We start from the raw sequence: 26400 nt of genomic DNA, 5'->3' as shown, positions 1-26400 counted from the left end.
AGGAGAACAAAGCGGCGGAAACGCCACTGGGAGAGATCTTACCACCCTATCCTACTTGTCGCACGAATTTTGTAAAGCTTGAGCCACCAAAATGGCATCATGCATGGCTCCCACCTCATGGACTCGTACGATATGTGCTCCCTGCCAGACAGCAGCGGCCACCGCAACGGCATTCCCGAATTCTCGTTCGCCAACCGGTTTTCCAGTTAAGGTGCCTATAAAGGCTTTCCGTGACACCCCAATTAAAATAGGTTGTCCCAATGGAAGCAACTCCCCAATGTTACGGAGAATTTCTAAATTATGATTGAGGGTTTTCCCAAACCCGATTCCCGGATCAACCAAAATATGATCTGCCGGAATTCCCATCGATTGGGCCATGGAGACCCGTTCAGATAAAAAGTTCTTTACCTCACCCACGACATCTTTATATTGTGGAGCATGCTGCATATTTACGCTATGGCCCTGCCGATGCATGAGGACAACCCCAGCCCCGGATTCTTGAATTAATTGAGCCATCCGAGGATCATCTTGAAGAGCGCTCACATCATTGATGATATCGGCCCCGAGGTCCAACGCCCTCCGAGCCACGGCAGCTTTCCGTGTATCAATAGAAAGTGGGATATTGGTGAGTTTCCTCAACACCGTCAGAATGGGAGAAATTCTTTTTATTTCCACATCCTCGTCCACGTATGACGCTCCAGGCCTCGTCGATTCCCCACCGATATCAATCAGATCCGCTCCTTCGGCAATCATCTGTTGTGCTCGTTCAATCGCTGCCTCGATGTTGAGGCACTGTGCATCCTCAGAAAAAGAATCTGGGGTCACGTTCAATATACCCATAATTAATACCTTTGACCCAATGGGCATTATTTTTTCACGGCAGCGAATTTCAGGAAATGTGGACTTTGGGACGGCCATGGGTTTCATGCGCATTTGCTGTTGACCAAATCAATTCCATGATGGGCTCTAATAGTCATATAGGGCTCTCGGCCTTATAAAGCACAATGATTTGAAGGGTTAGAAAAGCGGGAAATCCGACAAAAAACACGTGTGGGGATAAATTTTGGTAGATAAATTCTCTAGGCAAATCCCCCATAACGCTGGTGGGACCAAGTTAAATTGCTCTTAATCCACGGGGGATAGGGAAGCATGCTGTCGATGGAAGCAGGCGTTTCGACCTTTTGTATTATCCAGACCAAAAGGGGGACAGGTGGATAAACAAATCAGCTCAGCTTGGAAATAGACTTACATGGCTTTTCTGAATGAAAAGCATATCAAAAAATCGCGTTATACTGCCGCAGCTTGCTCAAGGGAAGATGACTGTTGAACGATTTTTTCAATCTCTATACCGTCTAACACCTCTTTCTCCAGCAACGCTTCAGCAATGGCACGTAATGTATGAATGTGCTCGGTCAGCATCCTGGTCGTTCGTTCATAGGATTCAACCACGAGTCGTTTGACTTCTTTGTCGATTTCTAACGCAACTTGATCACTAAAATCTCGACGTGAGCCAAAATCACGCCCCAAGAAAACTTCTTCATCTTTTTTTCCAAATGTCAACGGACCTAACTTTTCGCTCATTCCCCATTCACAAACCATCTTCCTGGCCAATTCAGTGGCCCGCTCAATATCGTTCCCAGCCCCAGTCGTCACACTTTTAAAGATCAATTCCTCTGCGACGCGCCCACCAAACAAGATGGAGAGGGTATTGTACAAAAAGTCCTTGGAATAACTATGCCGGTCATCGATGGGCAATTGCATCGTCATGCCCAAGGCACGCCCACGAGGGATAATGGTAACCTTATGAACAGGATCGGTTCCGGGTAAGAGTTTCGCCATCAAAGCGTGGCCAGCCTCATGAAACGCTGTCGTACGCTTTTCTTCCTCAGTCAGAACCATGCTCTTGCGTTCGACACCCATTAAGACCTTATCTTTGGCGTTTTCAAAATCAATCTGGTCAACAGACTTTTTATCCAGGCGAGCGGCCCACAAGGCAGCTTCATTGACCAGATTTTCCAAGTCAGCCCCTGAAAAACCTGGAGTCCCTCTGGCAATTTGTTCCAGATCCACATCTGAGGAGACAGGAACTTTTTTAGTATGAACCTTGAGAATTTCCCCTCTCCCACGAACATCCGGACGATTCACCACAACTTGCCGATCAAACCGGCCTGGTCGTAACAAGGCAGGATCAAGCACATCCGGTCTGTTGGTGGCCGCAATCAGGATCACGCCTTCCGTAGTATCAAAACCATCCATTTCAACTAACAATTGATTCAGTGTTTGCTCCCGTTCATCATGACCTCCACCAAGACCTGCGCCACGCAATCGCCCCACTGCGTCAATTTCATCAATAAAGATGATACAGGGCGCATGTTTTTTCCCCTGTTCAAAGAGGTCGCGGACCCTGGAAGCCCCAACCCCGACAAACATTTCTACAAAATCTGAACCACTGATACTGAAAAATGGCACACCAGCCTCACCGGCAATCGCTTTGGCCAACAAGGTTTTTCCAGTCCCAGGAGGCCCCACAATCAAGACTCCCTTAGGAATACGCCCACCTAATTTTTGAAACTTTGCAGGATCTTTTAGAAAATCGATGATTTCCACTACTTCTTCTTTAGCTTCATCCACCCCCGCCACGTCCGCAAACGTGATTTTTTTCTTCTCTTCGGTCAGGAGGCGTGCTCGGCTTTTTCCAAAGGACAAAGCCCGATTGCCGCCCATCTGCATTTGACGCATCAGGAAAAACCACAAGCCCAAGAAGAGAACAAATGGCCCCCAAGAAAGTAGGAAGGTGATATACCAGGGATTATCTTCAGGTGGCTTGGCTTCAATTTGTACGGATTTTTCCTGCAAAACCTTAACCAGGTCTGGATACTCAACCGAATAGGTTTGGATCCTGGTGCCATCTTTCAAAATCGCGCTGATATTATTGTTCTTGATAATGACCCGTTCAACATCCCCCTTTTCCAAATGAGCCATAAAATCACTAAAGATCACCGGATCTTCAGGGTGCTGATTTGGCACCGTAAAGAGGTTGAATAACAAAATCATGAATAAACACACAAACACCCAAAACAGTAAGTTTTTCACCCGAGAATTCATACCGAGGGTAACCCCCTTAGCAATTCAAATATCATAATGAGCCAGACTATCAAGAAAATAGCTTAACCAATTGATTCTATCACGCACTTTTTAGAGCTGACAACCGCATCAAGACTGCGAGTCTTCTTGAACCAACTTTGGATCGAGTTTAGCCAGGTAGGGAAGATTTCGATATTTCTGCTTAAAATCCAGCCCATATCCCACAACATAGGTCGAAGGCACTTCAAACCCCACATACCGCAAATCAACATCCACCTTGCGATTGGCAGGCTTACTAATCAACGCGCAGACAGCCACAGATGCCGGCTTCTTCTTCATTAAATTTTTGACTAAAAACTGAGCAGTTACTCCTGAGTCCACGATATCTTCTACCAGTAACACATGGCGGCTATTGATCTTTTCGGTCAACTCTGACCACACTTTCACCTTTTTTGCCGAACTCCCGATTGCTTTTTGACTTTTGGCAATCAAAAAATCAATCTGAATCGGCAATCGAATAACTCGAACCAGGTCGGCAAAAAACACATAGGCTCCCTTGAGGACCCCAACAACGAGGAGATCCTTATCTTGATAATCCAGAGAAATTTGCTTTCCCAAGTCCTTAATGCGAGCCCTCATGGCTTCTTGCGTAACGAGGGGTTTTCCAAAAATTTGATTCATAGAGACTTACCCCTTACATGATCATCTTGGCCATAATGACCGAAGTTGTGGATGATGAAACCTTGAACCGTTCATCTGCTCGTAACCCACCAACCCAGACAATTCCCTCAGGCGCAACCAATAAAGGCACCTTGGTCCGTTGAGAACGGGGTAATTTAAGATCCGAAAAAAAATCCTGAAGCTTTTTTTGTCGCCCACCAAGCCCCTTGGGGCAAAAAATATCCCCAGGCACCCACCTTCGTAACATCAATTCAGGAGTAAACCTCGCAGGGTCAAGATAGACCTCTGAGTGGTTCGCATGGCCATCGATTACGGGAGATGATTTTATTGAAATCGAAAAACGGTGCCCTGTGGGAAGCCAAACCACCTCACCAGGGATGGATAAAGGCATCACCATCGTGCCGGAATAATCCGCTTCAGGTTGATTCATTTCCTCACAGAAGGTCATCACCAGACGGTCATATTCCTGGGCAATCCGCACTCCATGACATACAATCGTCCAACCAGACCGACCATGCTCTAAACGATCTAATACCCTTTCTACCAGATCGAATCTCGGACCCTGCTGCTGTCCTGTAATGATCTGAATACTCTGGCGGATCACTCTCCGACGAATAGGTAAAGGTACGGTTAAGAGCGCCATACGGTCAAATTGCCGTTCTCCCATGCGGTCTGACACACAAGTGCGCTGAAACGCTTCATCCGCCAATGTCTCCAGATATACATGATCATCCCGAAGTATATGTGCCTGCCGGGTCAACACATTCACAATGCCAGGCGAATACTGTTTCAATTGAGGAATCAGGTGCTGACGAATACGATTCCGGAGGTACACCGGTTGAACATTGGAGGAATCCTCTCTGGATTCCTCCTGCTTCTCCTCCAGATACGCCACAATCTCACTCCGATGGATATCAAGCAAGGGACGAACGACATGCATTCCTCGCTTGGGAGGAATACCTCCCAATCCCCCTGTTCCACACCCGCGTAACATCCACATCAGAACCGTCTCGGCCTGATCGTCTGCCGTATGCCCAAGGACTAACTTTGTCGCCTTTTGGTCAAGGACCATTTGCTCTAAGGCCTGATACCTCGCTGTTCTGGCATATTCCTGGAGTGACTCCTTCTTCAATTTTGCATCGTATTTATTCAGATGGAGCCGGCGCACCATGACGGGCACTCCAAATCTCTCACCTAAAGCCTCCACAAACTTCGCATCCCTCTCACTTTCAGCTCCCCGAAATCCATGGTCCACATGACCGATACAGATGTCCCATTGCCACCGGGCTCGCAACTCCACCAAGCACCTAAAAAGGGCCACAGAATCCGGACCGCCAGAAACGGCCGCCACGATCCGATCTCCCAACGTCAATAACCCCTTAGCCCGAATAGCCTGGTCAATTTTTTGTTCCATTCCAAGAAAGGGAACTAGACGATTCATCTATTCACTTCCCCCATGAACGACCGCAGGAATTCGTGGTCCTGCTGAATAGTTCTTCAAGATCTCCCTGGCCCGCTGACCATCGTGGTCCATTTGACTCACGAGGTCCTGGGCATTGTCAAACACCATATCGCCTCGCACTCTTTCAATAAAATGCACTGAAATATCTTCTCCATATAGCTGAAGAGTCTTATCGAAAATATGCACTTCCAATAAACGTTCTTCTTCAGAAAAAGTCGGCCGCGTGCCGATATAGGCAATGGAATCCAGACATTCCCCCTTCAACATTGTCAGCGTGGCATACACACCATCCGCAGGAAGAACCCGATGCCCGGGGAGTCGAAGATTGGCCGTCGGCCATCCAAACTGTTTTCCTCGCTTCTCACCGGGAATCACCATCCCTCCTAACATATAAGGGCGCCCCAAGCATTGGGCCCCATGACCCACGTCTCCAGCTGCCAGGCATTTGCGAATGCGCGTCGAACTCACCACCTCCTGCCCCACAATTACGGGCGCAATCGGCTCAACCGAAAAATCTGCTATGGCACCCAGCTCTATCAGATCCTTCACTCCACCACTTCGTCCCCTACCGAATACAAAATTTTCTCCAACGAATAGCTTTCGGATCCCAAGCCCGTCACGAAGAATCTGATGGACAAACTCGTCCGGCCCCAGACTGGCCAACTCTATAGTGAAAGGGAGAACCACCAGTTCCCCGACTCCCAGACGTTCAAAGAACGCTACTTTTTCATAATCCTCAGATAAAAATTTATGGACAGATCCCGGACGCAACACCTCCACAGGATGGGGAGCAAAGGACAACACCATAGGAAATCCGTTGACCTGCCGAGCGCAATTTACGACAGCTTGGACAAGAGCACGGTGCCCCAAATGCTGCCCATCAAAATTGCCTATAGTGAGAACAGGGCAGAAGGCGGGACGAACCGTGGGTATTCCTCGAGTAATCTTCATACACCATCACGGTTGAGGAGACATGCAGCTTCTTTGGCAAAATATGTGAGAATCAGGTCAGCCCCTGCGCGTTTAATCGCGAGTAAACTTTCCATCATCACCGATGCTTCATGAATCCAGCCTAGTTGTGCCCCAGCCTTAATCATGCTGTATTCTCCACTCACTTGATACGCCGCCACGGGAACGGCCACAAGTTCACGAACCCGTCGAAGAATATCCAAATAAAACAAGGCTGGCTTCACCATCACAATATCGGCACCTTCTTGGATGTCCAGTTCAACCTCACGCAGCGCCTCCCTCGCATTGGCTGCATCCATTTGGTAGGACCGTCGGTCCCCAAAAGATGGGCTAGAGAAGGCCGCATCGCGAAACGGGGCATATAACGCGGAAGCATACTTGGCGGAATAGGCCATGATGGGCATTTCAGAGAGGCCCTGTTGGTCTAAGGCTTGTCGAATCGCAGCAACCCGGCCATCCATCATATCGGAAGGGGCAACCATATCCACTCCCGCCTCCGCATGACTCAGCGCCATTGCCTGAAGACACTCCAGCGTTTCATCATTCAGAATCCGGCCGTCTCGAACAATTCCGCAATGACCATGGGAAGTATATTCATCAATGCACACATCGGTAATCACCATTAAATCGGGTAAATGATCCTTAATCGCCCGTACCGCACGCTGAACAACCCCTTCCTTCTCATAGGCGGAAGATCCACGCTCGTCTTTGTGTTCAGGAATCCCAAACAGGATAACGGCCGGAATCCCTAATTCCCAGGCATCTTTGGCTTCCTGAACTACCCGATCGACAGACCACCGCCATTGACCAGGCATCGAGGCGATCGGCTCTTGCTTATTCTCGCCAAAGGTCACAAACAAGGGATAAATGAAATCTGCCGGATCCAGCTGCGTCTCACGGACCATTCGGCGAAGGGATTCATGTTGCCGCATACGACGTAAACGATGAACGGGAAATCCCATACTCGTCCTTACTTTCGAGGAAGATTCGTTAAAAAGACAACGAGGTCCCGCACAGAGATCATCCCCACCATATTCCCCGCCTGGGTAACTCCCAGATGCCGAATATGTTCTTTAGCCATGAGATCATTTGCATCTAACAGGGTTCGATCTGCCTCGATACTGACAATCGGAGCGGACATAATTTTTTCAACCGTCGTCCGCATCGGGTCGGCACCCGCAGCGACCACACGTCGAACCAAATCCGTATCGGTTAAAATGCCGATGATTTCCTCTCCACTGGTCACAATCACACTTCCGATTCCATTATCCCGCATCATTTCTGCAGCGGTCTTGACCAAAATATCCCGGTCAACTTTGACAATTTTATCAACCGGGACCATACAAGATTTTACAGGAACCATGACGCTACTCCTCCCATCAATCGGTTAACAAAACATGGTGTCCAGAACTTCCTCCACCATAGAATAATTATGAAGACGATACCAATCGCGTATCCTTCGGAGCTTGCTGGGCATGAATGATCATGGCATCGACCAACGCCGGAACCGTACTCTCCAACGCCACAACATCCACCGACAGCCCTTCTTCCTGTACAGTTTGGGCTGTGATCGGGCCAATGACCGCTACGGTCATATGCCGGGTTAATTCCTGTAATTCTTGGCGATTCTCAAACAACTGACAAAAATTCCTCACCGTGGAAGAACTGGTAAAGGTCACATACTGGATTTCTCTATTGCGAAGTCGATCACGAAGAAGGCCAATATCGACCGAAGGAGGAAGAGCTTGATACGCATGAACTACATGAACCGTGGCACCCATGGCTTCCAACTGGTCAGGGAGAATCTCGCGTGCCACTTTGGCTCGAGGGATCAAAATCCGTTGCCCGGCGACCCCTAACCCGCCGAGCGCCTGCAAAATTCCTTCTGCCTGAAAATCTTGAGGAACCAGATCCGATGCAATTCCCCAACGAGCAGCCTCTTCCCGAGTCCGAGGACCAATACAGCACACACGGATTCCAGCAAAACTCCGTACATCTTTGTGATGAAACCAGAGACGTTTCATAAAGGATTGCACGCCATTCACACTCGTGAAAATCACCCAATCGTATGTCGAAATTGCAGCAATCGCCTCATCCACAGGGGTCCAACTATCAGGAGGATGAATCTCCAACGTTGGACATTCCACCGGTTCCGCACCCTGCGCCGCCAACAAGCTTGAAAGAGCCGGTGCCTGGGCACGAGGTCTGGTCACTAGGACCCCTTGTCCAAACAGAGGCCGTGATTCATGCCAATTCAGTCGCTCACGTAACCGAACGACTTCACCCACGACAATCACTGATGGCGGACTCATATCTGCCTGAGAGGCTAATTCCACAATGTCGGATAATGTCCCCACCACCGTTCGTTGACGAGCATAGGTCCCCCATCGGATCACCGCCACGGGAGTTGTCGCAGGCTTGCCTTCCTGAATGAGCCTGTCCACAATCTGCGGAAGATTTTTCATGCCCATCAAAAAAACCAGGGTCCCTTCAGCCGAAGCGAGACGCGGCCATTCCATCGCACTCGATGGTTTCGTCGGATCTTCATGGCCGGTCACAAATGCGACCGTCGAGGCGAGAGTGCGGTGTGTCACGGGAATACCCGCATAAGCCGGCACGGCCACGGCAGCCGTCACTCCAGGCACAACTTCGAATGGGATCCCTGCGTCAGCGATCACTTCGGCTTCTTCACCTCCACGGCCAAACACAAACGGATCCCCACCCTTGAGTCGCACCACACACTTGCCTTCTTGAGCCTTAGTAACCAACAAGACATGAATCTCTGCCTGATCCCGGTAGGCCCCACGCCCTTTTCGCCCGACGTAAATACACTCGGCATGAGAAGGGGCAAATTTCAACAACTCCGGATTAGCCAGGTGATCGTAGAGCACCACGTCCGCCTGCTCGAGACATTCTTTCCCTCGTAAGGTCAGCAACTTGGCATCTCCGGGCCCGGCTCCAACCAAAAACACCCGCCCATGATTTACAACTGATTTGGTCATGCCATCCCATAAATTTCCTGGAGAATGGGCTGCGCCCCCCCATCCAACAGTTGTTCAGCCACCCTCCTGCCAATTGAAGCAGCCTCCCCATTTGGGCCCGATACCACCTGACGGATATATCGCTTCCCATCAAGGCTCGCGACCAAACCAACCAGGGTCAGAGTGTCCCCTTGGATAGTCGCATAACCAGCAATGGGAACCTGGCATCCGCCTTCAAGGCCTGCAAGCAATGCTCGTTCGGCAGTGACCGCAACCCTGGTGGACCGATGTTCAAACTGAGCGACCAGATCTCGAACCCAGATATCCTCTTTTCGTCCTTCCAGACCTAACGAACCCTGCCCAATTGCCGGCAAACTCACATCCACGGACAAATATTCCGTCACCTCTTGTTCCCAACCCAAGCGCTTGAGGCCGGAGGCGGCCAGAATAATGGCATCATAATGACCCTCGCGAACCTTGCGAAGTCGGGTATCAACATTCCCACGCAACATCGCAATCTCAAGATCCGGACGCGCATGTAACAACTGCGCCTGTCTTCGCAAACTACTGGTTCCGACTCGTGCACCAACCGGCAATGTCGCTAAAATATGGCCTTCATGGGCAATTAACGCATCCCTGGGATCCTCCCGCTCGGGAACACAAATAATCTCCAGTCCTTCAGGTAACTCTGAAGGTACGTCTTTCATGCTATGCACCGCTAGGTCAATCTCTCGTCGGAGCAGCGCTTCTTCTATTTCTTTAACAAACAGCCCCTTTCCTCCAATTTTGGCCAACGGCACGTCTTGAATTTTATCCCCACTGGTTTGGATGCGCTTCAGAATAACAGAAATATCGGGAGCAAGGGCTTTGAGCTGGCGTTGCACCCATTCGGCTTGCCACATGGCTAATTGGCTTCCTCGTGTTCCCACGATGAGCGTAGATCGTGCTCGACTATCCCTCATGATTCACACGCCATCCTTTTGCGGCAGGGGCTCCTCGCTGACGCCATCACCTGTCTCATCTTCCAGGAGCTGGACCTCTTCGGAGTGAATCTCCCGTTCCCGAAGTTCAAAAAACCGGCGGGCGGCTTCAATAAACGCAAATCCATTTTGAGATTGCGCTTCGGATTTTAATGTCACGACCGGACCATGTAGTAATTTATTCACAATTGCCGAGGCCAGCCCTTCGATGGCAGCTCGCTCCTTCGGCGACAATTCCCCCAAACGACCGAAGACTTTCTCCAACTCGCTTTGCTTGATCTCTTCCGCTTTTTTTCTCAGAGCCACAATGGTGGGCGTTGCCTCCAGTCCGCGAACCCAGGCCACCATACTGCCGACTTCCTCCCTCACCATGCACTCCGCGGTTTCGGCCTCTTTCAATCGTTCCTCCTGATTATGCCCCACATGGGCCTTGAGATCATCAATATCAAACACATAGGCGTTATCAACATCCTTAACCGTCGGATCAATATTTCGAGGCACCGTGATATCAATCAAAAACATTGGTCGGTTCATTCGATGATACACCGCCATTTCGATATCATCTTTGGTAATGACATAGTGGGGAGCACCGGTGGCGCAAATCACAATATCAACTTTGGGAAGCGTGCTTCGAAGCTGTTCATATGGAACCGCCTGTCCATGAAAGCGCTCCGCAAGGGCGAAAGCACGATGATGGTTTCGATTGGTAATGAGGACTTCCTTCACACCCTGATTCACCAAATGCTGGGCCGCCAACTTCCCCATCTCCCCTGCTCCCACTAACAACACGACTCGTTGCTTCAGATTCGAAAAAACTTTTTTGGCTAATTCCACAGCAGCATAGCTGACGGAAACCGCATATTCCCCAATCCGCGTGTTCGTCCGGACACTTTTCCCAACCGAAATCGCTTTTTTGACGACCTTATTAAGAATGACTCCGGATGAACGATGGGTCAAAGCCAGCTCATACGCTTCCTTTACTTGCCCGAGGACCTGAGGTTCTCCCACGACCATGGAATCTAAGCTGGCCGATACCCGAAACAAATGCGCGATGGCTTCATCATCACTGTATCGATACAGGTGAGGGAGTAAATCCTCCGAGGACAAAGAGAAATGGGTTGAGACCAAAAAATCTTCCAATTGACGAAAACCCCATTCACCTTTTTCCACGACGGCATACACTTCAACGCGGTTGCAGGTGCCCAGATACATGGCCTCTTTGATTCCGGAATACGCCATGAGTCGACCCAATGCTTCCCCCATTCGACTATCCTGGATAGCCAGTAATTCACGAAGTTCAACGGAAGCCGTCCGATGATTGAGGCCTAAAACGATAATATTCATAGCGGTGACATTGGCTGCGGACTTTTGATAAGGATGCCGACAAAAGTCAAAATCACCCCGGCAAATCCCACAATGGTTAGATAGGCGGCCTTTTTCGCCCTCCATCCGGCTGTCACTCTTCCCATCAAAACCGCAAAATAAAAGAACCAGGTAATTAACGCCCAAATTTGTTCAGAATTCCAACTTAAATACGAACCTATCGTCAATTGGGCTGAAACCGCCCCTGTCAGGATTCCCAAGGTTAATAAGGGAAACCCAAAAAGGATAGATCGTTGATTTAAAGAATCCAAAAAATCCAGCGGTGGGAGCTTGAAAGATAACACATTAAATTGTTTTGACTTCAAAAGACGCTCTTGCATCACATACATCAGCCCGGCCACGAAGGCCACAGCAAATCCGATGGTACCCAGGATACTCAGGGTCACATGCACCCATACCGTCTGAAAGACCGGGGCGAGAGTGCCGGCTGACTGAGGCGCAAGAGTTGCCGAAACGAGAGACAGAAAGGCCAGGGGAAGGATAAATGCGCCTAACACTTCTAACCCCCTTTTTAGGCCAACCACCAAAAAAACCAGGACAAGCCCCCAGGCAAAAAATGACATCGCATCCCTAAAGGTCATGATAGGGACATGCCCCGTCGATACCATAGCCAAAATTAGCGCCGAAGTATGAGAAAGAAACCCTAAACCTGTGATCCCAAGTGAAATATTTGCGATGACATCAGAACGATGCCAGAGATATAAAAGGAAAAGGAGCGTGCCTCCAAAATAAAGGCCCATGGTGAGATATGGCAGCAATTCAGGCATGGAATATCCTAGTAAAGGCGCATGCAGAGAAACCCATGTCGAGTATAGAGCTGGCTCTATAGAAGGTCAAGAAAATCAACGAGTTACCAATATTTCCGATTTAACAAAAACCGAAATTCACCAAGCCTATCCACCGATGCAATGCCGAGGGGAGCTCTACCACATATGTTTAAGCCTTGCCCAGTTATTGCCCTAGCCGCATGTGAGCAAAGATACAGGACGACACTGGCCACTTCGTCGGCTTCTGCCATTCTTTTTACCGGAATCGTACTAATCGCGATTTCACGAAATTCATCAGGGGAAACCACAAGGCTGGCGGCACTTTCTTTGATCCCCTGCCTGACCATGGCAGTATCCACTCACGTTGGGCAAATGACATTCATCGTCATGCCTTAGGAGGCGACCTCTAACGCCAGGGCTTGAACTCTAAAATGCCATGGTTCGCGGGACAATACGCCAATAACCTGACACACCAAACCGTCCCAAGGCGATGATTCATTGACCATACGTCCATAGTCGTGAGTGAGCGTATGGGCAACAGCGAGCTTGGCACCAAGTAGCTGCCTATTTATATCACCCGAAGAATATTCTGATATTTCAAATCACCCACATCGTGGATCGACGTTCGACCTGATGCTCCATCGTTATGAACAAGAATGTCAATTCGGCCTAAATTTCTGGATCACCGTCTTAACGGCAAGCTCAACATCGTCCCGTTTAGTCGCAACACATGATAAGGAAAGCACTTCCCCACGGCCTTCAGTCATAGCCACGGCTATACGCTTTAAATTTCCCCAACGTCTTACACAAACAGCGCCACGAACTCCTTGTTCAACAAACGCCTTGGCAATGGTGACCCCAACCCATGCACCTCCCCGAAACAGAGGGACGAGGCAATTAGGACTGGACCTTCCTGGACAATGACAGACTCACCCAGTACCATCCCAACCTTGCCTTGCATCATTTTCCTCAACAAGCCATGACCGGAACACTCTATATTGTTAGCACTCCTATCGGTAATCTGGAAGATATGACCTTCCGGGCTATCCGCATTCTAAAAGAAGTGGCCATTATTGCAGCTGAGGACACGCGGCGTACACAAAAACTCTGCACCTATTATCACATCGGCACACCACTCACCAGTTATCACGATTTCAATAAGGAGGAGAAAACCGATATTCTCCTCCATCGTCTCCAGGAAGGAAGTTCCGTTGCATTGGTCTGCGATGCGGGGACCCCTCTTATTTCTGATCCAGGCTTTTATCTGGTTCGCCAGGCCATCAAGTCAAACATTCCACTTATTCCTATTCCAGGACCTTCCTCCGTTCTTACGGCATTATGCGTGTCAGGCCTACCAACGGATCGGTTTATCTTTGAGGGATTTGTGCCAAGAAAACCAGGCGCAAGGGACAAATTTTTCCAAAATCTTAAAGAAGAGAAAGGAACCATTATTGTTTTTGAAACCCAGCATCGGATTCTTAAAACATTACAAGTCATCACTGCCGTCATGGGAAACAGAAACATTGTACTGACACGAGAACTGACAAAACTCAACGAAGAAATTCTGCGAGGGGAAATAGAGGAAGTGGCTCAACAGTTAAAAGAAAAATCAATTAAAGGAGAAATAACCCTTTTGATTCAGGGGTTACCTCAAAGAAGTAAAAGGCAATTTGAACCGGTACCTGAAAGTACGAGCACGAGTACCCATCACTCACCTACCTTCTGAATAACGACAAGGTAATAGTGTTCAACTTTTTCTTGTTTTAGGATCTGGTGACCCTCATTGGTGATGCTTTGAGGGACATTTCGAATTGGTTCGCCTTCATCCAACAACACCCTCAATTGGTCACCGATTTCTAAAGATTCCAGCTTAAGCTTCGTCTTCACAAAGTTGTACGGACAAATCACACCTCGAAGATCCAATTCTTCCATGTGCTCTCATTCTTCTCCCGCCGACAGCTTATTAACAGAAACTTATATTCTTCAATCCTGATTGATTTCATGGGCTAAATAACAAAAGAGCGTGCCGGATAATAACCGGCACGCTCTTTTAAACCACAAAACTCTCTTATAACCAGGAACTTATTGAACCGTGCCCTTGTTATAGTTCTTGCGATCATCACCGTAGTCCGTCGCAACGGTTTTGTCCGTCTTCTCATTGACGGTCGTAGGTTGTGGAGCACATTGCCAGCAAGGAGCAGCACCAGTCATCATACCCACCTCGCTGGTGATCCCAGACTGAACCTCTCCGGCCTGAGTCCCACCATCAGGCACACCAGTATAGCTATCATTCATAATATTTTGACCCTGAGCCATATTAGGATCGGGCCCTTGACCAAACCCGCCCTTAAAGTTAGGGTTGTCGATCCCGCCTAGCAATTGACTCCCGTCTAATACATACACATCACGAACTAACTTCCGGCCTGTTCCAAACTTTTGGGCCTCTGTCGTCTCGTTCTCAGCCTGGACGGTTACATAGTCGCCCTTCCCAACCGCCTTCAAGTTCTCATAATTCGTTTTATCGTCTAAATACAGGGTCATGATGTTCAAAGACCCTCTCAGGGTCTGCCGTTCATCCTGCGAACTTCCTCCTTTAATGAGAAGCAGCTCGTGGCTGGCCCGATCAATGGCCAAAACTTCTCCCTGAATGGTTTCATTCGCCGAGAGATACCGTAACATGTCGTCTTGATCCATCACTCGCGACCTGTCGCCAACACCCTGGGATTCCCCGACCCCCGTACCATACCCTACATGCTGTGGTTGACGCTCTTGCGCCACCGCCACGCTCACCGAGCCTGCAAAAATCATTGCTAATCCAAAATACCCTACCTTCCGCATGTGGCTCCTCCTTGGAAGTGTGAGTTAATAATCAAAAAAACGAACTAATTCAAATATACGATTTTATTTCAGGATCAAGGGCACCAACTATAGTCAAGGCGGTAGCCCCTGTCAAGTCAATTTTTGACATCAATTTTCCGGTCGCCATACTCGAAATACCCCTGATAAACCTCACCAGAATCCCATATTTAATGTATGATGAATTTTGCTTTATCCATGTCACAAAATATTATAGAAATTATGCTGGTGCCCGGAGGGAGGGTCGAACTCCCACTCTCGTGAAAGAACCGGATTTTGAGTCCGGCGCGTCTGCCAGTTCCGCCATCCGGGCAATGCCAATTTGACATGCGATATCTACCATGAACCTCCTGACAGGTCAATCGGGATAGGATTCCATTTACTACGTAGGATTTACCCTATCAATATCATCTCATTAGGTCATTGCAAGAGTAATCATGCCCCTTGGTTTTATCCAATTCCCCCCAACGCCAACTTTTCACTCCACTTGCGACGAAGGGTTTCCTTGAGAATGTGATGGTCGGGAAGGATCAAATGGGGATCACGTTCCAATAATTCCACTGCCATCTGCTTGGCTTTGATTAATAGCAGGGTATCTCGAGCCAAATCCGCCACCCGAAAATCGATATCACCCCATTGTTTTACCCCAAGAACATGGCCAGGCCCGCGAATTTTCAAATCTTCTTCCGCCAAGGCAAACCCATCGTCACATTGCGCAAATACTCCGAGCCGTCGACGGGCCGTTGATCGAGAGAACGCTTTCCCTTCCGAGCTATTGATGATTTCATCAGCAAACTGTTGACCCGCCTCAAGTTTCATGGGCATTTGCTGTGAGTAGGGCGGAATTGTTCCCAAAGCATGAATCAGAAGGCAATATCCCTGATGAAGACCTCGCCCGACCCGGCCACGCAATTGGTGAAGTTGCGCAAGCCCGAAACGTTCCGCATGCTCAATAAGCATGACCGTCGCATTATGAACGTCCAAACCCACCTCGACCACGGTGGTGGCCACCAACACATCAATCTCGTTCTCTTTGAACTGCGCCATAACGGCTTGCTTTTCCCGGGAAGACAAACGACCGTGCAACAAGCCGAGACGAAAAGGAGAAAATTCTTCGCGTAATTGCTCGGCAGCCTCAACGGCTGCTTGCAAATCTATTTTTTCTGATGGTTCAACGAGCGGATACACCACATAGGCCTGCCGCCCCGCTTCTAATTCCTTTCGCATCAAACGATGCGCTTCTTTCCGTTGACCGGTCGGGAACAACATCGTCTTTACGGGTTTTTTCCCTGGAGGAAACTGATCAATCACCGACACATCCAAATCGCCATAGAGCGTCATCGCTAAGGTCCTGGGAATAGGCGTGGCAGTCATCACCAAGACATCGGGATGCCAGGCCGCTTTTCCACGAAGCTGCGCGCGCTGCAGCACGCCGAATTTGTGCTGCTCATCCACAATCACCAACCCAAGCTTGGCAAAGTGCACATCCGGCTGTAACAATGCGTGCGTACCCACCACCACCTGCACATGCCCTGACTGGATTCTTGCGAGAATTTCGCCTCGCTCGCGTCCGGTTTGCCCGCCTTTCAACAGGAGACACCGGACACCGAGGGCCTCAAACAGCGGAAACAACGATAAATAATGCTGCTCACTCAACACTTCTGTCGGTGCCATCAGAGCGGCTTGATACCCGGACCCACAAGCCATCACGATGGCATGAAGGGCCACCACCGTTTTCCCGCATCCGACATCTCCTTGCAGGAGGCGGTTCATACTCGTTGGAAGTTCCATCGCATGGCTAATTTCTTGGATCACCCGCTCCTGTGCCGAAGTGAGCGAAAAGGGCAACACGGTTTTCAGCTGTTCGACCAACGGATTGCGAACAGCAAATGCGATGCCTTCAAGGTCCTGAGTCTGCCCTTGGCGCCGCATGGCGAGTGCTAATTGCAGGAGAAACAATTCTTCAAACGCCAACCGCCTATGCTCGGGAGTTGCCTGTTGATTCAGGACCTCCACAGAACGCTCCTGATTGGGAAAATGTAAGACGGGTAACGCCTCTGGGAGGGTTGGGACCCCCAATTGCCTGCGCATTGCCATCGGCAACATCTCCTGAAGATGGCTGGCATAATGGTCAAAAATTGATCGCATAATTCGTCGAATCTGCTTGGAGCTCAGGCCATTCGTCTCATGATAGACGGGAACAATCCGGCCCCCACACATGTCCGGCAATTCGTCCTCATCCAACAATTCATACTCCGGCCCGCGCATCGTCATCGGAAGGCTTCCAGAAGAATTGGACAAGACTGGCCCGGTTAATAACAGAGACACACCAGGCCAGAAGGTTTTCTCCAAATAGGGCTGATTAAAAAACACGCATTCGATAAGACCCGTCTCATCCCTCACCGTAACCGTGACCACCACCAGACGTTTTCGATAGGTGGTTTTCACCCACACTTTCTGCACTCTGCCTTTAATGGTGGCCTTCATGCCTGGGAGAAGATTCCCGATGGGCAACACTTCCAATCGGTTTTCGTATCGCCAGGGCAAAAACCAAAAAGCATCTTCTATTGTCTGCACCCCTAATTTTTCCAACAAACGAGCCCTCCGGGGCCCCACCCCTTTGGCAAATTGAATGGGAATCTCAGAGAGAGAAGATTGAATCGGCATGATGATTAGAAAAATCCTATTACGCCAGAAACGGAAGCCTTACATCAAATGACCATGAAGAACCGTACAGACATCAACCCTCTTTTCAGGCAAAGCCTAAGGGAAAAGGAGAGAGCGAAAAAAAACAAGATTCAACCTATTGCCTGAGTTAGGTGTTGGGCCCCAGAAACCAGCGGAAAATCCGTTTCTGGGTTCCTGAATACAATGGCTGGAGTGGAGTGAAGAATGTCTGTTGCCCTGATTTCTATCCGGCCGGCACATTGTAGGACAATAGCCGCCAAATACCGTCGTTTGAATAACTTACGGAGGACGTTTTGCTTCCATTCTGAATCATTAAACACATTTGGATCGTATATGCCGCTAAAATGAGCGATAGCCACCCCCGCTCTGACACCTGATAGCTGTGTGCTCACCTTCTCCTTGAGAGTTTTGTAAATGTAATCCAGCAATTCTTCGGGGGTCTTACGCGGGCGACAACACCGAAAGACTACAGGATCAAACCCTGATTCGCCTTCGCGCTTAGACCGAAAAAAACTCGATTCAGAGCTTCGTGTCCCAGGAATCCTTTGAGTTTCCGGACATACTTGGGAATCTCGGAATCCTTGACTCCATTATCGCCTCGCCTAAGTGTGGGATCTTGTGGCGTCATCTATAATTAGAGTCTTTGACAGCAAGCACGGACTCACTGACAATTTGTTTGAATAGTATTGCCCAAGTTATATGTGGAACAATGAATCGGCTTTTGTGTCACCTGTCCTAGCTTTGCGGCTGACCACATCGCGGTGGATGCAGCCGCCTGAGAGGCTTCAGCCTGAGATTTCTGAGTTCTGACAGCTTGGACTTGGAAGGCAAATTGCAGATCTTTTTCAAAGTTCGGATGGTTCATAACGCGTGGCAGGACGAAATTATAATTGCCATCCGTTTCACCGCAGACTCGAACTACTGGCACTTCTGTAACCGCCCCACTAGCCCATCTTGCTGTGAATCCTTTGAGCTGAAAGCAGCCATTTTCATCCCGCACAGATTTTTCAAGGGATTTCATCTCCCAGAAGGCCACAACGGGCACTCCTCTCCAACCTGGCCTCAACGCAGTCTTAGTGGCAAGTTTACTGCAAAATCAAATGCTTATCTACGGCACACTAGACTACTTCCTCAAATGTGCTCGTTCTCCTTCTCTGGTAAAAGCGGGTTCCAGTGATCCTCTATTGCGCACGTCGAACAACCACCGTTTCACCGTTCGAGATCCACGAGTACAACAAATTTTTGATTTTCGGGGACTTGTGTGTACAATGGCACCTGTGGTAACAAACATAAACTCATTGAAATTTTGGTCATTTTAAATATCCAGGGAGAAGACAATGGCTTTTTCATGTGACGTGTGCGGAAAAAACCGCTTAGTGGGAAACAATGTCAGTCACGCCAATAATCGGACAAAACGCGTGTTTCGGCCGAATCTCCGCACAGTTCGCGCACTTGTGAAGGGTGCAGCACAACGTATTAAAGTTTGCACCCGTTGCCTGCGGTCCGGATTGGTCCAAAAAGCCGTCTAATCGGACCTCATGCCGTTCATACCGGGTGAACGGCATATTCAAATTGGTCCTCTTATCGCGATCAATCGTATTCCTCAGCTCTCCTGCAATCATTATCTTCATTCAACACCAGCCATCGTCTACTCTAATTTTCAGGTGTAATCCTGGCTTTATGAGTCCACACCTGATAAGACTTCAGGGCTCGCCCCTGAAGATAATCATTGCTCCCTGGTAAACGTGGGACAGACCATTCCACCCGCATCCTTTCTCTCTCGCAAGCCGTTGGCGGCTCTTCTGGCCATTGCATTAACCGGCATCCTTCATCCTGTCAGCTTCCCGCCATTTGATCTCGGATGGCTGGCCTGGTTGGCGTTGATTCCCCTCCACATTCTCATTCATGACCTCCCGCCAAAACGGGCATTGTATTATGGGTGGCTCGCGGGAACGGTCGCCTTTGCGGGAACCGTGACATGGGTCATCACGGCCATGCATCAATTTGGTCAAGTGCCGTTCATCGTGAGTGCCTTGTTGATGCTCCTTTTGTCTGCCTATCTTGGCTTATACATGGGTATCTATAGCTGGGGATTTGCCAAGTTCCAACACGCATGTCCCAACCTATTGTGGCTTGGAGCTCCTGCCCTGTGGGTCACCTTGGAATTTGTGCGAACCTATGCGTTGAGCGGGTTTCCCTGGGCGCTCTTGGGCTATTCCCAATATCAATGGCTTTCGGTAATTCAATTTGCCGACGTGACGGGTGTCTATGGTGTGTCATTTTTAATCGTCATGGGCAATGTCGCGCTCGCCTCTCTCCTGTTATGGATCTATGGCAAAACACGAGGGTTCGCCCTCCCAGGACCCTGGGCGTCCGTGGCAAGCTTTATCTGCACTCTGATTCTCGTCCTTGCCTACGGAACCTGGCGAGTGCAGGAACAAGCCAACATTGATGCCTCGGCACCCACGCTGTCGATTGGTTTGGTCCAGGCCAACATTGACCAGGCCGTCAAATGGAACGAGGCCTATCGGGATGAAACACTTCGACGCTACACCTCGCTCAGTCAGGAAGCCGGGAAGAATACCGATCTGCTCATTTGGCCGGAGGCGGCCACACCATTCCTCTTCGAGCAGGAACCCGTCTACCAGAGTCAGGTCCTCGATATTGCGAAAGACACGCACAGCTCGTTGCTATTTGGCAGCCCCACACTTCGATTTCAACAAGACGGCCGTCCGTATTTGTACAACAGTGCCTTTCTAGTGACGGCTGCGGGACGGGTCTCAGACCGGTATGACAAACGGCATCTGGTGCCATTTGGGGAATACATTCCCTTGCGATCAATTCTCTTTTTTCTGGACAAGCTCGTGGTGGGGATCGGCGACTTCAAATCCGGTCAGGGAATCATGACTATGCAAGTCCCAACGGTTCCCCCAGACAGTGGTCCGAGATTCGGAGTGGCTATTTGTTTCGAGGTGATTTTCCCCGATCTGGTTCGCCGGATGGCCCAGGAGGGTGCTAATTTTCTCGTCACGATTACCAATGATGCCTGGTTCGGGGATTCTGCTGCGCCACATCAACATTTCGGCATGGTCGTCTTTCGTGCCGTGGAAAATCATCTGGCGTTTGCCAGAGCCGCCAACACCGGCATTTCCGGCTTCATTGCCCCGGACGGACGCATTCTTTCCCGGACATCAATTTTCTCAGAACAAGCGGTGACAGGATTAGTGCCCCTCCGTTCCTCATCACCCACCTTTTACACTCAATTTGGGGATGTCTTTAGTTGGGGTTGTGTTATAATGGCTGGTATTTTGTTCACTTGGTGTCGGTTTACCACACCGCTTTCCACGCGCAAACCACGGCCTTTACCGATATAGCCACGAGAGGAGTGCTGCCCATGCTCGAAGATATTCGCATTCGAATGGAAAAAATCAACGACTACATTCTGGAATTCCGGAGGTATCTTTGACGTTCCTCGGCTAACAACTGAACTGGAAGAACTCGAGCGGGAGACCTCCCAACCGGATTTTTGGAATAATCCCCGTCAGGCCGCCAAAGCCGGACGACGTCAATCCGAGATCGAACGCCAACTCGCACGCCTCCACCAACTCGACCAGCAACGGGATGACCTTCTCGCCATTCTCGATCTGATTGGCCAACAGGGCGATCCGGAACTAGAAGCTGAGTGGAGCAAGGGCATCAAAGACATTGAGGCCACGCTGGAAGCTTGGCGCTTGGAGCAGCTGTTATCGGACGAACATGACCAGAATAATGCCATTCTCAGCATTAATCCCGGAGCAGGGGGAACCGAATCCCAGGACTGGGCACAGATGCTCATGCGCATGTATGTTCGATGGGCACAGGAACGCGGATACAAAGTGGAAACCATCGATCTGCAACCAGGCGATGAAGCCGGAATCAAAAGCGTGACATTGGCGATTGCCGGTCCATTGGCCTATGGATACCTGCACTCAGAGGCTGGAGTGCACCGGCTGGTTCGGATCTCCCCATTTGACGCTAACAAGCGTCGACATACCTCGTTCGCTGCAGTGGGGGTTTATCCGGAATTGGACGACGATATTGAAATTGTGATTGACGATAAGGATCTGAAAATCGATACCTTTCGCGCGGGCGGGGCGGGCGGGCAAAATGTAAACAAGGTGGAAACCGCTATTCGCATGACCCATCTTCCCACAGGAACCGTGGTGCAATGCCAAAATGAACGGTCGCAATTACAAAACCGGATCGGCGCCATGCGGGTGTTAAAAGCGAAGCTGTATGAGCTGGAACAACAAAAGAAGGATGCTGAATTTCAAAATATTGTTGGGGAAAAGAAAGATATTGCCTGGGGTAGCCAAATTCGCTCGTATGTGTTCCAACCGTATCAAATGGTCAAGGACCACCGGACCAACCATGAGTCAGGCAATGTCGCTGCGGTCATGGATGGAGCCTTAGATTCTTTCATTGAAGCGTATTTAACGATGAAGGCCTCGAAAGCGTCACACATGCCGGCCAATTAATACGCATCTCCATTCAACACTCAGTCTTTATGATTCAACACCGAACATATTCGCGCTCCATAGGCTGGCCAGACGACCATCGAGGGGGCTGTTAAATATTTCAATCATTTGGCCGTTTCCTCAACATATGAGTGATCGAGCCTCACCAGAGGAATAGAAGAGAGTGTTCAAAAAGGCCCGTCCAGCAAGGCCGCAGCCGCTTGGACGAGCGGAGCGTACGGAGGAGTACGTGAGCACGGCCAAGGGGCGACCTGCCTGCGCGAAGCCGCTTCGGCGAAGGCAGGGAACGCCGCTGGCGGCATTTTTCAACATGCTCTTGAGATATTCACCTTCATGAATCAGTAGAGCCTTGTCAGTTATGGAAGAATTAAACGAACAACAACAACAACGGCTGGAAAAACTTCACGCGCTTCAAGATGGAGGCCTCCGTCCATTTGGGACACGTTTTCCCACCACCCACAACCTTGAGACTATTCTTCAATCGTATACGGACTCGACCAAAGAAGAGCTTGAAGGCACCCCGATTTCGTGCACGGTGGCCGGACGTATTGTGGCCATGCGCCGTTTTGGAAAAGCCGCCTTCGCAGCCTTACAGGAGGAAGGCCATCGTCTCCAGGTCTATCTTAAGAAAGATCTGCTTGGGGATCAGACCTACGAACTTTCCCAGTCGTTTGATTTAGGGGATTGGATCGGAGTCGAAGGCAAGTTATTTCGCACCAAAACCGACGAACTCACGGTGGAAGTCCATACTCTCACCTTTCTCACGAAGGGGTTACGGCCTCTTCCTGAGAAATGGCACGGACTCACCGACATCGAAACCCGGTATCGGCAACGCTATGTGGATTTGATTGCCAATCCATCGGTGCACCAGGTTTTCCGCACGCGCAGTCGAATCATCAATATCATTCGTTCGTTTCTCACGGAACGAGAATATCTCGAAGTGGAAACGCCGATGATGCATTCCATCCCTGGCGGAGCCACCGCTCGCCCGTTTGTGACCCATCACAACACCCTCGACGTGGACTTGTATTTGCGTGTGGCACCGGAGTTATACCTCAAACGCCTCATTGTCGGGGGATTCCGGCGCGTCTTTGAAATTAACCGCAATTTCCGCAATGAAGGCATTTCCACCATACACAATCCTGAATTTACCATGTTGGAATTTTATCAGGCCTATGCGGATTTCAATGATCTGATGGACCTGACCGAACAGTTGTTTCACACCTTGAGTCTGGAAATATGCGGAGGCCCAACGGTGGATTACCAGGGACAAAGCATTTCCCTGGCACCGCCCTGGCGACGGGTGCCCTATTTGGACTCGATCGTAGAGGTCAACCAGTTAGATCCTGAAGTCTTGTCCGATCACAAGAAAGCCGTGGACGCGGCAAAACGGTTAGGTGTTGATTGTGCTCCGCAAGCCAGCCATGTCGACATCCTCGTCAACCTCTTTGAAGCCACAGTCGAGCCAACCCTGACTCAACCAACCTTCATTACCGATTTCCCTATCGAAATCTCCCCGTTGGCCAGAAAAAAAGAATCCAACCCGGCCCTGACAGACCGCTTTGAACTCTTTATCGGTGGACGGGAATTAGCAAATGGATTTTCGGAGTTAAACGATCCGTTGGACCAGCGACAACGCTTTGAAGCCCAGGTGGCCTTGCGGGATGCGGGAGACGACGAAGCCCATTATCTGGATGAGGACTTTATTCGAGCCCTCGAATATGGCATGCCTCCCACAGCAGGAGAAGGTATTGGGATTGATCGACTCGTCATGCTACTCACCAATCAGGCCTCGATTCGCGATGTCATTCTCTTTCCCCAACTTCGACCGGATCGGCCTTTGTGACCCTCCCGTATGAGATATTAATTGGGCTGCGGTATCTTCGGGCCAAACGTCGGCAACGAACGATTTCGCTGAACACGTTTATCTCCATCACCGGAATCACGCTTGGTGTCGCAGCACTCATTGGAACGCTTGGCATCATGACCGGCTTCAAGGAGGATCTTCAGTCGAAAATTCTTGGAACGACCGCGCATGTGATCGTACAGGAACGTGGTAGCATCGACATGCAAGGCTATGCGGACCTTGTCGATCAGATTGAAGCTGTGCCCGATGTCATCGCGGCCGCCCCGTTTATTTTCAAGCAAGTGCTCGTCACCTCCAAAACAGCTGTGCAAGGGATCATCCTCCGAGGCATTCAGCCCTCGCAGGAAACACGCGTGACCGATTTAGAAGCCAACATGAAATTCGGGGATTTGGCTGACCTGACTCGCCCTTTTACTCCACCCACATCAACATCTCCCAATTCTGACCAGGACAACCCCACTCCTTCGCCCTCCAATCCGCCCGGAATTATTTTAGGGAAGGAACTGGCCTTTCGGCTTGGCGTGTTTATCGGCGATACCATCAACGTCGTATCACCTGTCGGCCCCATGACCTCATTGACCATGACACCGAAAATTCGGCCCTACACCGTTGTCGGTGTATTCGAATCCGGCATGTTCGAATATGATTCTTCGTTGTCGTATATCAGTCTGGAAGAAGCCCAGAAGTTTTTCAATCTCGGTGAGACGGTCACCGGGATTCAAGTCAAAGTCAACGACGTATTTTTGGCACAGCAGATTGCCCAACGCCTGGAAGCCACACTCGGCTCCACCTTTATCGCACGGGATTGGATGCAGTTAAATCGAAATTTGTTTTCGGCATTGAAACTCGAAAAGACTATGATGTTTCTCCTGCTGGTCTTGATCACCCTGGTCGCGTCGTTCAATATCGTAGGAACCCTGACGATGATTGTTAACGAGAAACAACGTGAAATTGCCATCCTCAAAGCCATGGGCGCCACGCCAGGAGCCATCATGCGGATTTTCATGCTAAACGGGTTGGTGATCGGTTTCGTGGGAACAGGCATTGGGGTCCCTCTCGGCTATACCTTTTTGTGGCTCATTCAGAACTATTGGACCTTCGACGCCTCCGTCTATTACATATCCCGCATTCCCGTGCATATCCTACCATTGGATGTGCTGTTGGTAGCCACTTCGGCCATCCTCATCAGTTTTGCCGCCACGTTCTACCCCTCATGGCAAGCGGCGAAATTAGACCCAGTCAGCGCACTTCGTTATGAATAACCCCATCGATTCAGAGTTCACTCCTCAAGTGCCATTGCCATTGGTCTCCATTGACAATCTTTGTCGCTCATTTCAAATGGGCAAGCAAACGGTGCATGTTCTCAACGGCATTACCATGACCTTAGCGCGAAAGGAAATGGTGTCGATTGTCGGAGCATCAGGGGCAGGGAAAAGTACATTGCTCCACATCATGGGAACCTTAGATCGCCCGACCAGCGGAGAGGTGCTGTTTGAGGGAAAGAATATGTTTAGGGTCAGCGAAACTGCCTTAGCGGGATTCCGGAATCGATCCATCGGATTTGTCTTTCAATTTCATCACCTCCTGCCTGAATTCACCGCATTGGAAAACACCTACCTTCCGGCGCTCATTCAAAAAATTCCAAAACAGCAGGCTATGGACGCGGCTCAATCACTTCTCTCTGAAGTGGGGCTCTCTCACCGCCTACACCATAAACCAGGGGAATTATCCGGAGGAGAGCAACAACGTGTCGCCGTAGCCAGAGCCTTGATCCGACATCCTGACCTGGTGTTGGCGGATGAACCAACAGGCAATCTCGACACGCATACCGGTGATGAATTATTTGCGCTTTTACGAAAACTCAATCACACGCATGGAACAGCCTTCGTGATTGTGACCCACAACGAAAAACTTTCCCTTCAAACTGACCGGCTGATTCAACTGCAGGATGGACAAATTATCGAAGATCGCTGCCTCACCGATGGGTCCAACACTGGAACCATGTCGTAAGACCACACAGAAAAATAAGGGGAACTCCATCTCTGTTGATGAAGTTCCCCTTGTAGAAGAATCCTGGGAGTGTTCAAAGGCTCGTCCTGACCTAAGACCTCTCGAAGGGAAGGCCGCAGCGGCTTAGACAAGCGGAGTGTACGGAGGAGTACGTG

At 49.8% G+C, this 26400-nt stretch carries 22 protein-coding genes and 1 tRNA gene; 7 read left to right on the top strand and 16 right to left on the bottom strand.

The window, feature by feature from the left end; translation table 11 throughout:
- Window positions 1–51: 51 nt before the first annotated feature.
- From folP to ccsA, 11 genes are all read right to left on the bottom strand, one after another.
- Window positions 52–840 (bottom strand): dihydropteroate synthase, encoded by a 789-nt coding sequence (gene folP, locus AAH187_RS04705; protein ID WP_342347278.1) that lies wholly within the window; start codon window positions 838–840, stop codon window positions 52–54.
- A 447-nt stretch (window positions 841–1287) separates the two neighbouring features.
- Window positions 1288–3105 carry an ATP-dependent zinc metalloprotease FtsH gene (ftsH, locus tag AAH187_RS04700; RefSeq protein ID WP_342347277.1) on the bottom strand — a complete coding sequence of 606 codons (1818 nt, stop codon included), beginning with the start codon at window positions 3103–3105 and terminating at the stop codon, window positions 1288–1290.
- 108 nt (window positions 3106–3213) lie between these two features.
- Window positions 3214–3765: a hypoxanthine phosphoribosyltransferase gene (gene hpt / locus AAH187_RS04695; protein ID WP_342347276.1), complete on the bottom strand. Its 552-nt coding sequence runs from the start codon at window positions 3763–3765 to the stop codon at window positions 3214–3216.
- 13 nt (window positions 3766–3778) lie between these two features.
- Entirely contained in the window at window positions 3779–5206 is a 1428-nt protein-coding gene (tilS, locus tag AAH187_RS04690; protein WP_342347275.1) for a tRNA lysidine(34) synthetase TilS, read from the bottom strand.
- Window positions 5207–6178, bottom strand: coding sequence for a bifunctional riboflavin kinase/FAD synthetase (locus AAH187_RS04685; RefSeq protein ID WP_342347274.1), 972 nt, complete (start codon window positions 6176–6178; stop codon window positions 5207–5209). It abuts the gene before it with no gap.
- Window positions 6175–7158: a porphobilinogen synthase gene (gene hemB / locus AAH187_RS04680; RefSeq protein WP_342347273.1), complete on the bottom strand. Its 984-nt coding sequence runs from the start codon at window positions 7156–7158 to the stop codon at window positions 6175–6177. The genes AAH187_RS04685 and hemB overlap by 4 nt, the downstream gene beginning before the upstream one ends.
- A gap of 8 nt (window positions 7159–7166) precedes the next feature.
- Window positions 7167–7559 carry a CBS domain-containing protein gene (locus AAH187_RS04675; RefSeq protein ID WP_342347272.1) on the bottom strand — a complete coding sequence of 131 codons (393 nt, stop codon included), beginning with the start codon at window positions 7557–7559 and terminating at the stop codon, window positions 7167–7169.
- Between the two features lie 67 nt (window positions 7560–7626).
- Window positions 7627–9198, bottom strand: a complete 1572-nt coding sequence (gene cobA, locus AAH187_RS04670) for a uroporphyrinogen-III C-methyltransferase (RefSeq protein WP_342347271.1) — start codon at window positions 9196–9198, stop codon at window positions 7627–7629.
- Window positions 9195–10139 carry a hydroxymethylbilane synthase gene (gene hemC, locus AAH187_RS04665; RefSeq protein ID WP_342347270.1) on the bottom strand — a complete coding sequence of 315 codons (945 nt, stop codon included), beginning with the start codon at window positions 10137–10139 and terminating at the stop codon, window positions 9195–9197. The genes cobA and hemC overlap by 4 nt, the downstream gene beginning before the upstream one ends.
- Window positions 10140–10142: 3 nt before the next feature.
- Window positions 10143–11501 carry a glutamyl-tRNA reductase gene (gene hemA, locus AAH187_RS04660; RefSeq protein WP_342347269.1) on the bottom strand — a complete coding sequence of 453 codons (1359 nt, stop codon included), beginning with the start codon at window positions 11499–11501 and terminating at the stop codon, window positions 10143–10145.
- Window positions 11498–12307, bottom strand: coding sequence for a cytochrome c biogenesis protein CcsA (ccsA, locus tag AAH187_RS04655; protein ID WP_342347268.1), 810 nt, complete (start codon window positions 12305–12307; stop codon window positions 11498–11500). The genes hemA and ccsA overlap by 4 nt, the downstream gene beginning before the upstream one ends.
- 979 nt (window positions 12308–13286) lie before the next feature.
- Here ccsA and rsmI point away from each other — a divergent pair.
- Window positions 13287–14033, top strand: a complete 747-nt coding sequence (rsmI, locus tag AAH187_RS04650; RefSeq protein WP_342347267.1) for a 16S rRNA (cytidine(1402)-2'-O)-methyltransferase — start codon at window positions 13287–13289, stop codon at window positions 14031–14033.
- Here the strand turns inward: rsmI and AAH187_RS04645 are convergent.
- From AAH187_RS04645 to AAH187_RS04625, 5 genes are all read right to left on the bottom strand, one after another.
- Window positions 14015–14239, bottom strand: a complete 225-nt coding sequence (locus tag AAH187_RS04645) for a sulfurtransferase TusA family protein (RefSeq protein WP_342347266.1) — start codon at window positions 14237–14239, stop codon at window positions 14015–14017. The genes rsmI and AAH187_RS04645 overlap by 19 nt on opposite strands.
- A gap of 150 nt (window positions 14240–14389) precedes the next feature.
- On the bottom strand, window positions 14390–15145 hold the full coding sequence (locus tag AAH187_RS04640) for a hypothetical protein (protein WP_342347265.1): 756 nt from the start codon (window positions 15143–15145) through the stop codon (window positions 14390–14392).
- A 244-nt stretch (window positions 15146–15389) separates the two neighbouring features.
- Window positions 15390–15476 (bottom strand) — tRNA-Leu (locus tag AAH187_RS04635).
- A gap of 137 nt (window positions 15477–15613) precedes the next feature.
- Window positions 15614–17830, bottom strand: coding sequence for an ATP-dependent DNA helicase RecG (gene recG / locus AAH187_RS04630; protein WP_342347264.1), 2217 nt, complete (start codon window positions 17828–17830; stop codon window positions 15614–15616).
- A 682-nt stretch (window positions 17831–18512) separates the two neighbouring features.
- Window positions 18513–18887 carry a hypothetical protein gene (locus AAH187_RS04625; protein WP_342347263.1) on the bottom strand — a complete coding sequence of 125 codons (375 nt, stop codon included), beginning with the start codon at window positions 18885–18887 and terminating at the stop codon, window positions 18513–18515.
- Window positions 18888–19188: 301 nt separating this feature from the next.
- Here AAH187_RS04625 and rpmB point away from each other — a divergent pair, with 301 nt between their 5' ends.
- From rpmB to AAH187_RS04595, 6 genes are all read left to right on the top strand, one after another.
- Entirely contained in the window at window positions 19189–19380 is a 192-nt protein-coding gene (gene rpmB / locus AAH187_RS04620) for a 50S ribosomal protein L28 (protein ID WP_342347262.1), read from the top strand.
- 216 nt (window positions 19381–19596) lie between these two features.
- Entirely contained in the window at window positions 19597–21225 is a 1629-nt protein-coding gene (gene lnt / locus AAH187_RS04615; RefSeq protein ID WP_342347261.1) for an apolipoprotein N-acyltransferase, read from the top strand.
- Window positions 21226–21245: 20 nt separating this feature from the next.
- Window positions 21246–22368 (top strand): peptide chain release factor 2 gene (gene prfB / locus AAH187_RS04610; RefSeq protein WP_342347260.1). Its coding sequence is split into 2 segments (ribosomal slippage): window positions 21246–21305 and window positions 21307–22368, totalling 1122 coding nucleotides; the frame shifts between segments, so codons are not numbered across the junction.
- A gap of 358 nt (window positions 22369–22726) precedes the next feature.
- The gene (lysS, locus tag AAH187_RS04605; RefSeq protein ID WP_342347259.1) at window positions 22727–24214 is read left to right on the top strand and encodes a lysine--tRNA ligase; all 1488 of its coding nucleotides are present in this window, start codon (window positions 22727–22729) and stop codon (window positions 24212–24214) included.
- On the top strand, window positions 24211–25497 hold the full coding sequence (locus tag AAH187_RS04600) for an FtsX-like permease family protein (RefSeq protein WP_342347258.1): 1287 nt from the start codon (window positions 24211–24213) through the stop codon (window positions 25495–25497). The genes lysS and AAH187_RS04600 overlap by 4 nt, the downstream gene beginning before the upstream one ends.
- The gene (locus AAH187_RS04595; protein ID WP_342347257.1) at window positions 25490–26245 is read left to right on the top strand and encodes an ABC transporter ATP-binding protein; all 756 of its coding nucleotides are present in this window, start codon (window positions 25490–25492) and stop codon (window positions 26243–26245) included. The genes AAH187_RS04600 and AAH187_RS04595 overlap by 8 nt, the downstream gene beginning before the upstream one ends.
- Window positions 26246–26400: the final 155 nt, after the last annotated feature.

The sequence above is a fragment of the uncultured Nitrospira sp. genome (assembly GCA_902500695.1).
In the GTDB taxonomy this organism is placed as follows: Bacteria; Nitrospirota; Nitrospiria; order Nitrospirales; family UBA8639; genus Nitrospira_E.
Note: the sequence above shows the minus strand (reverse complement) of the source record. Positions and strands in the feature narration are given on the sequence as shown.

What these genes read in the sequence shown, in the direction of transcription:
- folP (WP_342347278.1), bottom strand. Translation starts at nt 840, where the DNA reads ATGGGTATATTGAACGTGACCCCAGATTCTTTTTCTGAGGATGCACAG.
- ftsH (WP_342347277.1), bottom strand. Translation starts at nt 3,105, where the DNA reads ATGAATTCTCGGGTGAAAAACTTACTGTTTTGGGTGTTTGTGTGTTTA.
- hpt (WP_342347276.1), bottom strand. Translation starts at nt 3,765, where the DNA reads ATGAATCAAATTTTTGGAAAACCCCTCGTTACGCAAGAAGCCATGAGG.
- tilS (WP_342347275.1), bottom strand. Translation starts at nt 5,206, where the DNA reads ATGAATCGTCTAGTTCCCTTTCTTGGAATGGAACAAAAAATTGACCAG.
- AAH187_RS04685 (WP_342347274.1), bottom strand. Translation starts at nt 6,178, where the DNA reads ATGAAGATTACTCGAGGAATACCCACGGTTCGTCCCGCCTTCTGCCCT.
- hemB (WP_342347273.1), bottom strand. Translation starts at nt 7,158, where the DNA reads ATGGGATTTCCCGTTCATCGTTTACGTCGTATGCGGCAACATGAATCC.
- AAH187_RS04675 (WP_342347272.1), bottom strand. Translation starts at nt 7,559, where the DNA reads ATGGTTCCTGTAAAATCTTGTATGGTCCCGGTTGATAAAATTGTCAAA.
- cobA (WP_342347271.1), bottom strand. Translation starts at nt 9,198, where the DNA reads ATGACCAAATCAGTTGTAAATCATGGGCGGGTGTTTTTGGTTGGAGCC.
- hemC (WP_342347270.1), bottom strand. Translation starts at nt 10,139, where the DNA reads ATGAGGGATAGTCGAGCACGATCTACGCTCATCGTGGGAACACGAGGA.
- hemA (WP_342347269.1), bottom strand. Translation starts at nt 11,501, where the DNA reads ATGAATATTATCGTTTTAGGCCTCAATCATCGGACGGCTTCCGTTGAA.
- ccsA (WP_342347268.1), bottom strand. Translation starts at nt 12,307, where the DNA reads ATGCCTGAATTGCTGCCATATCTCACCATGGGCCTTTATTTTGGAGGC.
- rsmI (WP_342347267.1), top strand. Translation starts at nt 13,287, where the DNA reads ATGACCGGAACACTCTATATTGTTAGCACTCCTATCGGTAATCTGGAA.
- AAH187_RS04645 (WP_342347266.1), bottom strand. Translation starts at nt 14,239, where the DNA reads ATGGAAGAATTGGATCTTCGAGGTGTGATTTGTCCGTACAACTTTGTG.
- AAH187_RS04640 (WP_342347265.1), bottom strand. Translation starts at nt 15,145, where the DNA reads ATGCGGAAGGTAGGGTATTTTGGATTAGCAATGATTTTTGCAGGCTCG.
- recG (WP_342347264.1), bottom strand. Translation starts at nt 17,830, where the DNA reads ATGCCGATTCAATCTTCTCTCTCTGAGATTCCCATTCAATTTGCCAAA.
- rpmB (WP_342347262.1), top strand. Translation starts at nt 19,189, where the DNA reads ATGGCTTTTTCATGTGACGTGTGCGGAAAAAACCGCTTAGTGGGAAAC.
- lysS (WP_342347259.1), top strand. Translation starts at nt 22,727, where the DNA reads ATGGAAGAATTAAACGAACAACAACAACAACGGCTGGAAAAACTTCAC.
- AAH187_RS04595 (WP_342347257.1), top strand. Translation starts at nt 25,490, where the DNA reads ATGAATAACCCCATCGATTCAGAGTTCACTCCTCAAGTGCCATTGCCA.